The 13146-nt window shown below is 69.7% G+C and carries 17 protein-coding genes; 8 read left to right on the top strand and 9 right to left on the bottom strand.

What is annotated here, in order from left to right:
• The 5 genes from FXN61_RS39580 to FXN61_RS54860 form a co-directional block, all read left to right on the top strand.
• Positions 1 to 2630: cation-translocating P-type ATPase (locus FXN61_RS39580; RefSeq protein WP_167979023.1), on the top strand; the 2630-nt coding region annotated here is incomplete at its 5' end.
• Between the two features lie 124 nt (positions 2631 to 2754).
• Entirely contained in the window at positions 2755 to 3603 is an 849-nt protein-coding gene (locus tag FXN61_RS39575; RefSeq protein ID WP_167979022.1) for a lytic polysaccharide monooxygenase auxiliary activity family 9 protein, read from the top strand.
• Entirely contained in the window at positions 3603 to 4133 is a 531-nt protein-coding gene (locus FXN61_RS39570) for a DUF305 domain-containing protein (RefSeq protein WP_167979021.1), read from the top strand. The genes FXN61_RS39575 and FXN61_RS39570 overlap by 1 nt, the downstream gene beginning before the upstream one ends.
• A 35-nt stretch (positions 4134 to 4168) precedes the next feature.
• Positions 4169 to 4588: a PRC-barrel domain containing protein gene (locus FXN61_RS39565; protein WP_167979020.1), complete on the top strand. Its 420-nt coding sequence runs from the start codon at positions 4169 to 4171 to the stop codon at positions 4586 to 4588.
• Between the two features lie 9 nt (positions 4589 to 4597).
• Complete coding sequence (locus tag FXN61_RS54860; protein WP_281360823.1) at positions 4598 to 4732, top strand: hypothetical protein; 135 nt, start codon at positions 4598 to 4600, stop codon at positions 4730 to 4732.
• 102 nt (positions 4733 to 4834) lie between these two features.
• Here the strand turns inward: FXN61_RS54860 and FXN61_RS39560 are convergent, their stop codons facing one another.
• Together FXN61_RS39560 and FXN61_RS39555 are read right to left on the bottom strand one after the other, a co-directional pair.
• Positions 4835 to 5896, bottom strand: a complete 1062-nt coding sequence (locus tag FXN61_RS39560) for a PP2C family protein-serine/threonine phosphatase (protein WP_223165805.1) — start codon at positions 5894 to 5896, stop codon at positions 4835 to 4837.
• A 52-nt stretch (positions 5897 to 5948) separates the two neighbouring features.
• On the bottom strand, positions 5949 to 6323 hold the full coding sequence (locus tag FXN61_RS39555; RefSeq protein ID WP_167979019.1) for an STAS domain-containing protein: 375 nt from the start codon (positions 6321 to 6323) through the stop codon (positions 5949 to 5951).
• A gap of 181 nt (positions 6324 to 6504) precedes the next feature.
• Between FXN61_RS39555 and FXN61_RS39550 the strand changes: the two genes are divergently transcribed.
• Positions 6505 to 7464, top strand: a complete 960-nt coding sequence (locus tag FXN61_RS39550; protein WP_167979018.1) for an anti-sigma factor RsbA family regulatory protein — start codon at positions 6505 to 6507, stop codon at positions 7462 to 7464.
• Here the strand turns inward: FXN61_RS39550 and FXN61_RS39545 are convergent.
• The 4 genes from FXN61_RS39545 to FXN61_RS39530 all read right to left on the bottom strand — a co-directional run bounded on the left by FXN61_RS39545 (position 7359) and on the right by FXN61_RS39530 (position 8944).
• Positions 7359 to 7859 carry an MSMEG_6728 family protein gene (locus tag FXN61_RS39545; protein ID WP_167979017.1) on the bottom strand — a complete coding sequence of 167 codons (501 nt, stop codon included), beginning with the start codon at positions 7857 to 7859 and terminating at the stop codon, positions 7359 to 7361. The genes FXN61_RS39550 and FXN61_RS39545 overlap by 106 nt on opposite strands.
• A gap of 3 nt (positions 7860 to 7862) precedes the next feature.
• On the bottom strand, positions 7863 to 8300 hold the full coding sequence (locus tag FXN61_RS39540; RefSeq protein WP_312878355.1) for a general stress protein: 438 nt from the start codon (positions 8298 to 8300) through the stop codon (positions 7863 to 7865).
• Positions 8301 to 8363: 63 nt separating this feature from the next.
• Positions 8364 to 8552 carry a DUF3072 domain-containing protein gene (locus tag FXN61_RS39535; RefSeq protein ID WP_167979016.1) on the bottom strand — a complete coding sequence of 63 codons (189 nt, stop codon included), beginning with the start codon at positions 8550 to 8552 and terminating at the stop codon, positions 8364 to 8366.
• A 56-nt stretch (positions 8553 to 8608) separates the two neighbouring features.
• On the bottom strand, positions 8609 to 8944 hold the full coding sequence (locus tag FXN61_RS39530; RefSeq protein ID WP_167979015.1) for a hypothetical protein: 336 nt from the start codon (positions 8942 to 8944) through the stop codon (positions 8609 to 8611).
• Between the two features lie 120 nt (positions 8945 to 9064).
• Here FXN61_RS39530 and FXN61_RS39525 point away from each other — a divergent pair, with 120 nt between their 5' ends.
• The gene (locus FXN61_RS39525) at positions 9065 to 9421 is read left to right on the top strand and encodes a DUF6401 family natural product biosynthesis protein (protein ID WP_167979014.1); all 357 of its coding nucleotides are present in this window, start codon (positions 9065 to 9067) and stop codon (positions 9419 to 9421) included.
• Between the two features lie 46 nt (positions 9422 to 9467).
• Here FXN61_RS39525 and FXN61_RS39520 read toward each other — a convergent pair whose 3' ends face one another.
• The 3 genes from FXN61_RS39520 to FXN61_RS39510 form a co-directional block, all read right to left on the bottom strand.
• On the bottom strand, positions 9468 to 10295 hold the full coding sequence (locus tag FXN61_RS39520) for a mechanosensitive ion channel family protein (RefSeq protein WP_167979013.1): 828 nt from the start codon (positions 10293 to 10295) through the stop codon (positions 9468 to 9470).
• 78 nt (positions 10296 to 10373) lie between these two features.
• A complete protein-coding gene (locus tag FXN61_RS39515) occupies positions 10374 to 10550 on the bottom strand; it encodes a hypothetical protein (RefSeq protein ID WP_167979012.1) in 177 nt (58 codons plus the stop codon).
• 155 nt (positions 10551 to 10705) lie between these two features.
• Positions 10706 to 12484: a hypothetical protein gene (locus FXN61_RS39510; RefSeq protein WP_167979011.1), complete on the bottom strand. Its 1779-nt coding sequence runs from the start codon at positions 12482 to 12484 to the stop codon at positions 10706 to 10708.
• Positions 12485 to 12579: 95 nt separating this feature from the next.
• Between FXN61_RS39510 and FXN61_RS39505 the strand changes: the two genes are divergently transcribed.
• On the top strand, positions 12580 to 13146 hold a 567-nt coding region (locus tag FXN61_RS39505), incomplete at its 3' end, for an RNA-guided endonuclease InsQ/TnpB family protein (protein ID WP_312878354.1).

The following is a 13146-nucleotide window of genomic DNA, read 5'->3' as shown; positions in this document are numbered from 1 at the left end:
CCGGTCCGCACGCCGCGTCACGAGGTCTCTTCGCGGGCAACGCGGCGGCGGCGATCGGCTTCGCGCTCGCCCACTGGCGCGCCCACCAGCTGCTTTCCCGGCCGATCTCACCTCCGGTCAGCACCACGCCGTGGCACCTGATGCCGGTCGACGTCGTGCTGGACCGCCTCGACGCGCGGGTGGAAGGGCTGTCCGGCAAGGAGGTCCAGCGGCGAGCCCGTGCGTCCGGTGTCGGCGAGGAACCGCTCGGGCTCAGCCTCTGGCAGGCGTTCGTGGAGGAGCTCGCCAATCCCCTGACGCCCGTGCTGGCCGCGGGTGCGGCGTTGGCGGCGGCGGTCGGCTCACCCATGGACGCGGGCCTGGTCGCGGCGATCACCGGGGCATCCGCGCTGGTCGGGAGCGCGCAGCGGGTGCAGACGGACCGTGCGCTCGCCGACCTGTTCAAGCTTTCGGCAGTCGGCGCTCGCGTGCGGCGGGACGGCGCGGAGGTGACCGTCGCTTCGGCGGATCTCGTGCCGGGAGACGTCGTGGTGCTGCGGTCGTCCGATGTCGTGCCCGCGGACTGCCGGATCCTCGAAGCGTCCGCGCTGGAGGCGGACGAGTCCTCGCTCACCGGCGAGTCCCTGCCGGTGGCCAAGGACAGTGCCCCGGTGGTGGCCGCGGACGTTTCCGACCGCACGTCGATGCTCTACGAGGGCACGACCATCGCGACCGGCACCGCGATCGCGCTCGTGGTGGCGACCGGTACGGCCACCGAGGCCGGGCGCAGCATGGCCACCGCACGGCAGAGCGACCCGGCCGCCGGTGTCGAGTCGCGCCTGGAGTCGTTGACCCGCACCGCCATGCCGCTGGCCATCGGCGCTGCGGCCGCCGTCACCGGTTCCGGTCTGCTGCGCGGAATCCCGCCGCAGGAGACGTTGAGCGCCGCGGTGAACCTCGCCGTCGCCTCGGTGCCGGAAGGCTTGCCGTTCCTCGTGAACGCGGCCCAGCTCGGTGCCGCCCGGCGCCTGGCCGACCACGGCGCGCTGGTGCGCAACCCGCGCACGATCGAGGCCCTGGGCCGGGTCGACGTGCTGTGCTTCGACAAGACCGGCACGCTGACCGAAGGCAGCCTGAGCCTGGTCAAGGTGGGCACGGCCGATCGCACAGCTGACTTGTCCTCTTTGGACGGACCGCTGCGATCCGTGCTGGCCGCCGCCCTCCGCGCCACACCCGCCGCCCGCACCCGCGAAGAACTCGAACACCAGACCGACAGGGCCGTGACGTCCGGCGCCCGCAAGGCCCACGTCGGCGTCCGCACCGGTGCCCGCGCGTGGCGCCGCCGGGCGGACCTGCCGTTCGAACCGTCTCGCGGTTACCACGCCACCACCGGCACGAACGGCAAACGCACGCTCCTGAGCGTGAAGGGCGCGCCCGAGATCGTCCTGGCCCGCTGCTCGCTGTCCGAGGACACCCGGACCGAGCTCAAGGACCGGATGGAAGCCCTGGCCGGCTCCGGCCACCGCGTGCTGGCCGTGGCCGAACGCGTCGCCGACAAGATCGAGCTGGACGAGGACGCCGTGCAGGGCTTGACGTTCCGCGGCTTCGTCGCGCTGGCCGACCCGGTCCGCGACAGCGCCGCGCCCGCCGCCGAACAGCTGGAGGCGGCCGGCGTGAAGGTCGTCATGATCACCGGCGACCACCCCGCGACCGCCGACGCGATCGCCTCGACCGTGCACCCGGCCGAGTCGCAACGCGTGATCACCGGCGCAGAACTGGATGAGCTGGACGACGACGAGCTGGCCGCCACACTGTCCGAAGTGGACGTGATCGCCCGCTGCAGCCCGACCCACAAGGTGCGGATCATCCAGGCCTACCAACGGGTCGGCCGCACCGTGGCCATGACCGGCGACGGCGCGAACGACGCTCCCGCCATCCGCCTGGCCGACGTCGGCATCGCACTGGGCCGGCGCGGCACCCCGGCCGCCCGCAGCGCCGCGGACCTCGTCGTGACCGACGACCGCCTGGAGACCATCACGGCCGCGGTCCTCGAGGGCAGGGCGATGTGGTCGTCGGTGCGCGAGGCCCTGGCCATCCTGCTCGGCGGCAACCTCGGCGAAATCGGCTTCACCGTGCTCGCCGCGCTGATCACCGGCCGCTCCCCGTTGAACGCCAGGCAGATCCTGCTGGTCAACCTGCTGACCGACCTCGCTCCCGCGCTGGCGATCGCCCTGCGCGCCCCGAAACCCGATCAGTTCGAGAGCCTGCTGCACGAGGGACCCGAGTCCTCACTGGGCGGTCAGCTCGACAGGGACATCCTGCTGCGGGCGTTGACCACGACCTTCGGCGCGGGCACGGCGTGGGCCGTCGCACGGCTGACCGGGCGGTCGCGTCGTGCGAGCACCGTGGCGCTGGCAGCGCTGGTCGGAACTCAGCTGGGGCAGACACTGGTCACCGGTGGACTGGACCGGCGGGTGCTCGGAGCGAGCCTCGGGTCGGCGGCGGCGCTGGCCGCAGTCATCCAGACTCCAGGGGTGAGCGGGTTCTTCGGCTGCACACCGCTCGGACCTGTCGGCTGGAGCATCGCGGCGGGCGCCACCACGACCGCGACGGCGCTGAACGCTTTGTTGTCAAAGGTTCTCCGCGTGTGAATTCCTTCGGTTGGCCGTCGAAATGGTCCAACCAATTGTTTACACTCGTGAACCGGGCCGCCGAACCCGCCACGCGAACACCTCTGCCTGAAGTGTTCGCCGCCTCCCCCTGCCAGGAGGAGCAATGAAGGCACGGAATCGGCTCGCCCTCGCGAGCCTCACCGCATCCGCCGCTCTGGCCGTCGCGTTCCTCGTTCCGACGACGACCGCCAGCGCCCACGGCACGATGTCCGATCCGGCCAGCCGGGTCTACACGTGCAAGCAGGAAGGCCCGGAGAACCCGAAGTCCGACGCGTGCAAGGCGGCCGTGGCCGCCGGTGGCACACAGGCGTTCTACGACTGGAACGAGGTGTCGCTGCTCGACGCGGGCGGACGCCACCGCCAGATCATCCCGGACGGCAAGCTGTGCAGCGCTGGCCGTGACAAGTACCGCGGACTCGACCTGCAACGCGCGGACTGGCCGGCCAAACGGATCTCCGCCGGGTCGCTGACGGTGACCTACCACGCGTCGGCGCCGCACTCGAACAGCAACTTCGAGTTCTACATCACCAGGCAGGGCTGGAGCCCGACGCAGCCGCTGCGCTGGTCGGACCTCGTGCACCTGCAGACGTTCAACAACCAGAACCCGACGACGTTCACGAACTGGACGCTGAACATCCCGCAACGCACCGGCCGCCACATCATCTACTCGATCTGGCAACGCGTCGTCGGCAGCGCGGAGGCGTTCTACACGTGCTCGGACGTCGACTTCGGCGGCGGCACCACCCCGCCACCGACCACTCAACCAACGCCTCCACCGACGACCACCACCACGACAACCCCGCCGCCGAGCGGCACGTGGGCAGCGGGCACGACGTACCAGATCGGCAACCGGGTCACCTACAACGGCGTGAACTACGAGTGCCAGCAAGGGCACACCGCCATCGCCGGGTGGGAACCGCCGAACACGCCGGCCCTCTGGCGGCGTCTCTGATGCGGTTGCTGTTGATCCTGCTCGCCTTCGTGGTGTCCGGTTGCGCCGCGCAGCCGGACACCACGCTGCGCGGCGATCCGCTCGACGTGATGTTCCTGCAGATGATGATCCCGCATCACCAGCAGGGCGTGGAGATGGTCGCACTGGCCAAGGACCGCGCTCAGGACGACGAGCTGAGAATGCTCGCCGCCGCGATCGAGTCGACCCAGGCGAGCGAGGCCGGCACGATGAGGGGCTGGCTGACGTCGTGGGGTGAACCGCTGACGGCACCACCGGACTCGCACACCGGCCACGGCGGCATGCGCCGCTCGGACCCCGAAGAGGTCGGCAGGCTCAGCGCTCTGCGCGGAGAGGAGTTCGACCGGCGCCTGCTCAACGTCATGATCGCTCACCAGGACGACGCCGTGCAGATGGCACGGTGGGAGGCAGGCAGCGGCGCCCACCGGGAGGTGAAGGACCTCGCGGACCGGATCGAGAGGTCCCGCACCGCGCAGATCGGCATGATGAAGAAGTTCCTCGACAGGGCGTAACGGGGTACCCGGTCGGCAGACCCTAGGAGGCCGACATGCAACCAGTCCCGTTCGTCCCGTGGATGTGGCGCGATCCGTCCTGGGTCACCGGACCCGAGCACGAGGAGCAGGAACTCACCCAACAGGACCTTGCTCAGCGACCGGACACCGGCTTGATCGGTTACGAAGTCGAGGCGACCGACGGTGGTATCGGCAAGATCGATGAAGACAACGCCAAGGTCCCCCACGACTGCCTGATGGTCGACACCGGGCCGTGGATCTTCGGCCGCAAGGTCGTGCTGCCGGTGGGCACGGTCCAGCGGGTGGACCACGAGGAGCGCAAGGTCTACGTGGACCGCACGAAGGAGCAGATCAAGAACGCGCCCGAGTACGACCCGGACAACCACGACGACTACCGGCGTCGCACGGACGACTACTACGCCGAGAGCTACCGCGTGATGCCGCCGATCCTCTAGGGGCGCCGGATGAACAAGAACAAACCGATCAGCAGGCAGGAGAACGCCGAGCGCGCGGTCGCTGCCCGGTCCGGGCTCGGCGTCCTGGCCCTGGCGGGGCTCGTCGTGCTCTGGGTGGTGCTGCGCTGGATCAGGCACGGGTAGGCCGCACGAGCAGCGACCTCTCGCGGCCGTGCTGCCACTCCACGAGAAGCGCGCTTGAGTCGTCCTGAAGGCGCCCGCTCTGGTGGTCGAGCACGGTGCGCATCAACCGTCGCAACGTCTCGGGCGCCGAACAGCCGTCGCCTCGCGGCGGATCACGAAGTCCGCGAACCGCCGCAGGCCGAACTGACGGCCCTGGCCGTCGCGTGCCTCGACGATGCCGTCGGTGTAGAAGAGCAGGCGGTCGCCGGGTTCGAGGTGCTCGTGACACAGCACGGGCTCCGCCGGCAGCCGGAAACCCATCGGCGGCGCCGGTGTGCACTCCAGCTGACGCAGCCAGCGGCCCTGGCGGATCAGCAACGGCGGCGGGTGGCCGCGGTTCACCCAGCTGAGCCTCCCGGTGTGGAAGTCGAGCTCGGCGAGCACACCCGTGGCGAATCTCCGCCCGCCGAACTGCTCGCCGATCACCTCGTCCACGGCGACGCTGGTGTCGACCAGGTTCACGCCACGTCGCCGATGACTGCGGCCCGTTCCGGTCGCCAGAGCGACCGTCAGACCGGCGGACTGGTCGTGGCCCATGGCGTCGAAGATCGACAGGTGCACGACGTGGCCTTCGATCGCGTAGTCGATCGCGTCGCCGCCGATGTCGTAGGCGGGTTCCAGCACGGCGGTGAGCACCAAGCCGTCCGTGGCGAAGGTGAGCGGCGGCATCAACGGCCAGACCACCTCCGCCGCCACCGCCATCGGCTGGGTGCGCACGAGCCGGTGGTAGGTGTCGCTGTGCGGGCGTTTGCTCACCAGCATCAAGGCGATCAATGAGGCCAACGCCCGCAGGCGATCCATTGTGGACTGCTCCGCGTCCGGCGCGGCGACGCCGAGCACGCCGATGCGTTCCGTGCCGTCCAGCAACGGGATCCAGAAGTGATGAGCGCCGTCCCGCCTGGTCGCGATCAGCGTGACGTCCCGGAACGCCCTGCCCGCGAGACTCCCGTCCACCGGCAACGAGCGGGCTTCCGCAGGATGCAGCGCTACCAGCGACTCCTCGCGCAGATCGGAGAGGAAGATCAGGACCTCCGAGACTCCCAAGGCCTTGGCACGCTGCCCGACCAGCTCCGGCAACCGCTCCAGGGTGGCGAGGTGGCTGTCCTCGAGCAGGTTCGCGAGCATCGCGTACGCCGCTTCGTCCGTGGGCTTCTCCTCAGATCCTTTGTCAACCGGGCTAAGCGCGGACCTCCGGAGGTGCCAACGCCTCCCGCACGCACGACCGCACACCCAGCACGTCCGTCAGTTCCAGAGCCTCCAGCGGGCGCAGCACCGAGGCACTGTTCGCGACGACCACGAGCGCACTGCCCCGGCGCAGGCACAGGTCCTGGTGGTCCAGCAGCAGACCGATGCCCTGCGCGCCGAGGAACCTCAGACCGGTCAGGTCCACCACGACCGGCGCGGGAGGGGTGATCGACCGCACCGCACCGCCCAGGCGGTCGGCCAGCTCGTCCGCCGTCGAGCAGTCGAGCTCACCGTCGACGTGCAGGACGACGGCGGCCCCCACGCTCTCGCTGGTGGTGTGGAAAGAGACTTCACCGTCTGTGAGCACGCGGCAACCTCCTGATGGGACGGCACATCCATCACACGGGCTGCATGCTCAACCCGGCTCGACCGTAGCGCAGACCATGTATGTACGCCCTCTGCCGGACCCCGGTGAACAGGTCGGGCAGGAGGTTCGCTCGGATGGCCCACAGAAAGCCCGTAGCATCGGTCACCGTGGAGTGCCCTCGATGACCGGCTTCTTCCACGAGACCGCCCTCTACGGCTCGGACGACGACTTTCTCGCGCTCGCCGTGCCGTTTCTCGAGGACGGCCTGCGTGCGGGCGAGCCGACGGTGGTGGCGTGCGCGGAACGGAACACCGCGCTGCTGTCCGGCGCTCTCGGCCGTGGAAACTCCGTCATGTACCTGCCGGGCGCCGACCAGTACTCCCGCCCTTCCGACGCCATCGCCACGTACCGCGACCTCTTCCGCGAGCACACCGAGGCGGGTGCGAGGCAGATGCGCGTCATCGGCGAAGTGCCGCACTCCGGCGTCGGTGCGCGGTGGGACTGGTGGGCCCGCTACGAGGCCGCGGCCAACCAGGCCTTCGCGGAGTTCCCGGTGTGGGGCCTGTGCCCGTACGACACCAGGACGGCCCCCGCCGACGTGCTGGCCGACGTCGTGCGCACGCACCCGAACATCGCCGGCGCGTCCGGGACGCACCAGGCCAACCCCGGCTTCCGTGAGGGCCTCCCCTGCTCCACTTCGCCCCCTGACGTGCTGGAACAGGCGTCCCCACTGGTCGAGCTGATCGACCCGACCGCGGGCGCGGTGCGTGAAGCCGTCGGCACGGCCATCCGCGCGACGAGACTGACCGAGGACAACGCGCACGACGTGGTCTACGCGGCCAGCGAGATCATCACCAACGGCCTGACGCACGGCATCGCGCCGGTCCGGTTCCGGTTGTGGGCGGACGACTCGCGGGTGGTCGTGGCAGTGACCGACCGGGGTTCAGGCCCGTCGGACCCGCTGGCGGGCTTGGTACCGACCACCGCGACGAGGTCGGCCGGGCTCGGGCTGTGGATCCTGCACCGCACGTGCGACTACGTGTCGATGGGCAACGACGCCGACGGGTTCACCGTGCGGGTGAGCGTCGGCGGCCAGACGGAAGGCAGGTCGTCCGGCACGTCGGGGAAGAACCGGCGGTAGTGCTCGGGATCCTTGCGCACCAACGCCGACTGGTGGCTGCGGTGCAGCTCGTCGTCGCCCAGCCAGCCAGGCAGGTCTCCCGCGGCGGCCAGTTCGTCCTGGGTGCGCACGACCGTGATCTCCTTGGCACGGGCCAGGTCTGACCGCATCGTCGCCTCGCACGTGTCGAGGAACCCGTACGCCCGCCACACCGCGCAGACCTCAAGCCCGTACCGCACAAGCGCTTCCTCGAAGCCCGCCCACATCCGCACCGCCGGGTGATGGCGCCAGCCGTGGCCCGGCACCACCAACGCGCGCTGCACCTGGAGCGTCTCGACCCGTTGCTTCCCGAGCCGGCGCCGGTCCAGAACGCGGGCCGTGGCGGCGAAGTCGGGATACGGCAAGAAGGTCTGCATGCCTCAGAGCACGTAACGAGCCGCCTGGGCGGCCCGCGCCTGGTCGACGTGCACTTCGTACCGCTGCGCCTGCAGCGTCATGACGCTCGAGAAGTCACGCTGTCCGCGCGTGCTCCAGTGCGCGACGAACCCGAAGACCGCTCCCCAGAACGCGCCGATCACCATGCTGACCAGCACCAGCCACACCCATGTCCCACCGGTGGTGAACAGACCGAACAGCAGCCCGATGAACACACCGAACCAGGCGCCGCCCGCCGCACCCGCTACCGCCGCCCGTCCCCTGGTCATGCGGCCGGTCACCTGCTCGACGGTGCGGACACCGTCACCGATGATGCGCACGCTCTCCACCGGGAAGCCGTCGTCGGACATCCTGTCGACGAGCCGCTGGGCCTCGAGGTAGTCGGAGAAGCTGGCCAGCAGGTTCGACTCTGTCCTGGTCACCTCGTGCTCGAATTCCACATGAATCGTCTACCCACCCGCACGCACCGCAAACGGTCCGGGTGGTCAGCTCCCGCGACCGGTCTTCTCCTGCAACCGGTCGATGAGCTGGGAGGCCTCCAGCTTGGTGAGCTCCTCCGGCACCTCCTCGCCCGCTTCCTGGGCGAGTGTGTGCAGGTAGGACTCCTGAGGACCGGTCATCGGCTCGTCACCGGTCGTCCAGTCCCGCGGGTCCTTCTCCGGCGTGCGGTTCACGGTCGTCCCCTTTCACTCGAACACGCGTTCGAGTACCCAGGGCGACGCCGAACCAATCACCCGCCCAGAACGACGTCACCGGGGGTGGACGGGCTGGGCACGACCATCGGGCGCTGCACGCGTGCCAGCAGGCGGTGGGCGACGGTCAGCAGCGTGCGCGCCTCCATCCGCTCGCTGTAGCCGAAGTGGTCGTCGGCGGCTTCGACGCAGGCCAGGACGTGTGGCGGCACGACAGCACCGGTTGCCACGCAGTCGGCCACCGCCTCGGCCAGGATCTTGCGGGCCTGCTCCGCCTCGATGTTCGTCAGCGCCGTGCAGACGGCGTTGTCGAGCTTCTCCAACGCGGTCACGCGCAGCTGCTGGAACGACTTCTCGTCCAGTTCCGGTTTCACGGCCATCGCCCGCTTTCACAGCCGAAAGTTCCGCGCCGACTGCTTGACGCACCCGCGCCCGTGTACCCCGCTCGAGAGCCCTCAAACCAGGACTTAACCCGGTTTCGTTACCGTGTCGGGATGCGTGCGACCTGGCGTGAGAACAACGCGCGGCGGTGGATCTCCGAGCTGTCCGACCGCATCGGGATGGCGGGGTGGGCTGCCCTCGCCGTCACGCCCGCGCTCGCGGCCGAGGTCGACCAGCACGGCGCGGCGGTGCGGGACATCCTGCTGCTCGGCGTCGAAGGCGCCGGCACGGTGGGCGCGGTCGTGCTGCTCGCCGCGTACGGGCGTGGCTTGCTCGACAACGCGGCCGAGTCGGAATGGACACCAGCCTCGTGGCTCGAGGTCCGGCTCATGGCGGTCTGCCGGCTCGCTCAGTCGCACGACGTGAAGCCGCTGACCGACGACGTGCACGCGCTTCCGAAGCTCACGTGAAAACGAGGCGCACCCCGGCGAGTGCGCCTCGTTCGAGCACATGCGGTCAGCGGCCTTCCGGCCTCGGTGCGCCGAGCACCGGGTCCTCCACCGGCACCTGCCGCCCGGCCGTGGTGACCGGCTCGGCCGACGCAGCCGGCTCGGCCGGCGCCGTCTCCGTACCGGCCCGCATCGCGTCCTCGCGGCCGCGCTGGTAGGCCTCCGCCTGAGCCTGGGCCTGCGGCAGTTCCTGCTCCGCGCGCCCGAGCCAGCCTTCCCACCTCTCCTGCATCGGCCGCACCAGGCCACCGCCCACGCCGACGACGAGAATGCCGCCGACCGTGGCGAGCACCGCGATCAGCACCGGCGTGGTCACCGTGGTGGCGACGCCGATCTGGTTCAGCGCGGCGATGATGCCCAGCGCCCAGATGAAGATCGAGGCGATGTTGGCGAGCACCCGCCCGTAGGAGAGGCCGCCGAGCGCGCCACCGATGAAGTCCTTGACCGCACTGGCGATCGCGCCGGCCACCACGACGATGATGATCGCGACCGCGGCCTTCGGCAGCCATGCCACGATGCCGGTCAACAGCACCGAAACCGGGTTCGGGCCCCACACGCCGAACGCGATCTGCAACGTGATCAGCACCAACGCGTAGTAGACCAGCTTCACGAGCAGATCAGAGGCGTCGTACTTGGTCCGCGACATCATCTGCCGCATGCCTCCGCGCTCCACGAGCCGGTCGAAGCCGACTCGTCCGAGCACCTTGTCGACCAGCTTGGCCACCGCCTTGGCCACGAGCCAGCCGATCAGCAGGATCAGCAGGAAGGCAGCCAGCCTGGGCACGAACGTCGCCACGGCCCGCCAGGCGTCGGTCAGCCCTTGTCCGAAGTCCATGTCGAACTCCCTTCGCACGGGCGCCCGACCGGGCCGCCCGCACCAGGCAATACCCGGTGCGGGCGCCGTTCACACGGATCAGGACACCGGCCGGAGCTCCCGATCACTCGCCACGAGGTGTTCCCAGGTCCTGCCGCGCTGACTGGGCGGCGCGGAACCGTCCGCGGTGCACACCGGGTACACCAGGCCGAAAGGAACCGGCTGATCGAACTCGTCACCGGTGCGGACGTCGACGAGACGACGCAGGTGTGCCATCACAACCACTCCTCACGACAGAGCGGGACCGCACACGTCCGGACAACCACCCGGACTGGGGACCTGGGGTTTGGGATCATCGAATACCCCGCGAGCTGCGCGAACATTCATCAGGACGTTGCTACATAAGGGTGAACCTCTCCGTCCACAATGGACTATCGCGCGGAGATCGTCAGGGTGAACGTGCCGTCGTGCGGCACGGTGAGGATGTGCATCCGGCGACCGGGGTACGTGATCGTCGACGCCGGTCGAAGATCAGGATCCAGTTGCCGCTCCCAGTCGAACCGCACCACCACCCGGCCACGGGTCAACGTGAGTCCGCGCGAGTCGAGCGCGACGGTGTCGGAGTCCCTTACCACCAAAGGGATCTGCTCGATCGCGGCAGAACCGGCCCGGACGGACCGCGTGATCCGGTCCCCCACCGTCACCTCGGTCACGACCGAGCCGGACGGCGTGCGGTACCGGAACCGGTACGGCTCACCACCGAGGAACTCGGCCCGCTGCGGCCCGTTCGAATCCGGGACCTGTCCGGGAGACACAGTGGCCCAGCACGCGTGGTTGTTGTTGTTGATCGACTGCACGAGCGTGCCCGCAACCGGGTGCCAGAGGAACGTCAACCCGGTGCGCGCCAACGAGGTCGCCCGCCGGGCACCGAAGTACCCGCCGAGGTAGAACCGCGGCCGGCGCACGAACAGGAAGTCCTGTCCCTGATCGCTGCGCACCTCGGTGAAGTGCGTCCGGCGGTACGGCAACCGCGCGATCGCCGCCGTCCGCTCGGCACGACTCGGGTACCGCTCGCCATAGATCGCGTGCGTCAGGATGCGCGGTGACGTGTCGGGCTTGACCAACGCTGGCACCGGCGCCGGGTCCGCCGCCCACGCGGCCCGCGCGGCGGCCAGATCCTCCCGGCCGGACACGAACGCCGCCAGATCCGGGACCACCGGCACGAACTGGTTGTTCAGCGCGGTCCGTTCGGGCTCGGGCCTGACATCCGCGTAGAACTTCGAGGACGTGCGGGAGTTCGGCGCGATGTTGGCGAACCAGCCGGAACCGTCCGGTTCGCGCAGCAGGTTGTAGCCGAGCCAGTCGGTGTACTTCCGGGTCATGGCAACGAGGTTGGCGTCACCCGACTGACGCCACGCGTCCGCCATCTCCGGCAGCATGACCTCGAAGTTGTAGTTGGTGTCCGCGCCGCTCTCCTCGTAGAAGAAGCCGGCAGGACTCTGCCCGGTCGCGGCCAGGCGCGCGAACGCCTCGGTCAACCGCTGCCGCAACTGGGCGTCCGGGTCCTGCTTCAACGCGAGCGCCGCCCCGGCCAGGCCGGCGGTGGTCTGGTTGGCCCAGGTGAGCGGCGACTGCCAGACGGTGTCGTTCGAACCGTTGAGGAACCACGTCATCGCCCGGCGCAGCGAAGCGGTGATCTGGGCCTGCCGCCGTGACAGCACACCGGCCCGGCGCAGCAGGGCGTTGGTCTTGCTCAGGTATCCCATGGCGAATCCGGTCGCCGCCAGCGAGTGCTGGGTCGCGGAGTACTCCGGCCACGAGCCGTCGGCGTGCTGCAGGCCTAGGTAGTGGCCGAGCCCTGCGTCGAGAGCGGCGAGCAACGAGGCGTTGCCGCGGTACGGGTTCCACGAGCGGGACTGCGTCGCGAACCACGCCAGCGTGTAGACGTGCTCCTGCACGCGGGCGTTGTAAGGGACAGCGGGACTGCGCCACCAGCCCCCGGCGAAGAAGCCGCTCGAGTCCATGTCGGCGACCATCGGCGAGACGAGCATCAGGTACTGCGCGAACCGCTGTTCATCGGGTGCGAACGAGCGACGGTCCGGGGTGACGGGCGGGGGCGCCGGCAAGGCGTGCGCCGACGCCGGCAGGGTGGCGAGCAGTCCGATCGCGGTGGCACCGGTGATCAGGCTGCGACGACTGAATGCGTTCACCTGGGCCTCCGGTGGAAGCCCCGGCCTTCAGGCCGGGGAGGAATCCGGACTCCGCCAGGGGCGTGCCGGTGGAGTCGGGGCGGTCCCGGCACGCGGTGCGCAGGCCAGCAGTCCGGCGTCGTGGTCGTCATGGTGCTCCCGGTAGGTTGTGGTTCGTGCGAACGGCGTACAGATGCCGGGCTTACCCGACCCCTGAGCAGGCTGCGGTGTTGAACCGCACGTTCGGGTGTGTGCGTCTGGTGTGGAACAAGACCTTGAGCGAGCGGAACCGCCGCTACCGCACCGAGGGTGCGCGTACCTCGTACCGGCAGACCGATGCGGCGCTGACGGAGTGGAAACGCAGCGAGGAACTGGCGTTTCTGTCGGAGGTGTCGTCGGTGCCGTTGCAGCAGACGCTGCGCCACCAGCACACCGCGTTCGGCAACTTCTTCGCCGGACGTGCCCACCTCCCCAGGTTCAAGTCCCGCACAGGCCGCCAGAGCGCGCACTACACCCGCTCGGCGTTCCGGATGCGCGAGGGTGTGCTGACGCTGGCCAAGACGGCGATGCCGTTGCGGTTCGTCTGGTCGTTCGGCGACGTGGACGTGGCCGCGCTGAATCCGACGATGGTGGTGGTGTCGCGTGAGCCGGACGGCCGCTGGTACGTGACTTTTGCCGTGGAC

This window comes from Lentzea indica, from assembly GCF_012184385.1.
GTDB lineage: Bacteria > Actinomycetota > Actinomycetes > Mycobacteriales > Pseudonocardiaceae > Lentzea > Lentzea indica.
The sequence above is the reverse complement of the archived record's forward strand: the minus strand, read 5'-3'. Positions and strand labels throughout refer to the sequence as shown.

What these genes read in the sequence shown, in the direction of transcription:
- FXN61_RS39575 (WP_167979022.1), top strand. Translation starts at nt 2,755, where the DNA reads ATGAAGGCACGGAATCGGCTCGCCCTCGCGAGCCTCACCGCATCCGCC.
- FXN61_RS39570 (WP_167979021.1), top strand. Translation starts at nt 3,603, where the DNA reads ATGCGGTTGCTGTTGATCCTGCTCGCCTTCGTGGTGTCCGGTTGCGCC.
- FXN61_RS39565 (WP_167979020.1), top strand. Translation starts at nt 4,169, where the DNA reads ATGCAACCAGTCCCGTTCGTCCCGTGGATGTGGCGCGATCCGTCCTGG.
- FXN61_RS54860 (WP_281360823.1), top strand. Translation starts at nt 4,598, where the DNA reads ATGAACAAGAACAAACCGATCAGCAGGCAGGAGAACGCCGAGCGCGCG.
- FXN61_RS39560 (WP_223165805.1), bottom strand. Translation starts at nt 5,896, where the DNA reads ATGCTCGCGAACCTGCTCGAGGACAGCCACCTCGCCACCCTGGAGCGG.
- FXN61_RS39550 (WP_167979018.1), top strand. Translation starts at nt 6,505, where the DNA reads ATGACCGGCTTCTTCCACGAGACCGCCCTCTACGGCTCGGACGACGAC.
- FXN61_RS39545 (WP_167979017.1), bottom strand. Translation starts at nt 7,859, where the DNA reads ATGCAGACCTTCTTGCCGTATCCCGACTTCGCCGCCACGGCCCGCGTT.
- FXN61_RS39525 (WP_167979014.1), top strand. Translation starts at nt 9,065, where the DNA reads ATGCGTGCGACCTGGCGTGAGAACAACGCGCGGCGGTGGATCTCCGAG.
- FXN61_RS39520 (WP_167979013.1), bottom strand. Translation starts at nt 10,295, where the DNA reads ATGGACTTCGGACAAGGGCTGACCGACGCCTGGCGGGCCGTGGCGACG.
- FXN61_RS39515 (WP_167979012.1), bottom strand. Translation starts at nt 10,550, where the DNA reads ATGGCACACCTGCGTCGTCTCGTCGACGTCCGCACCGGTGACGAGTTC.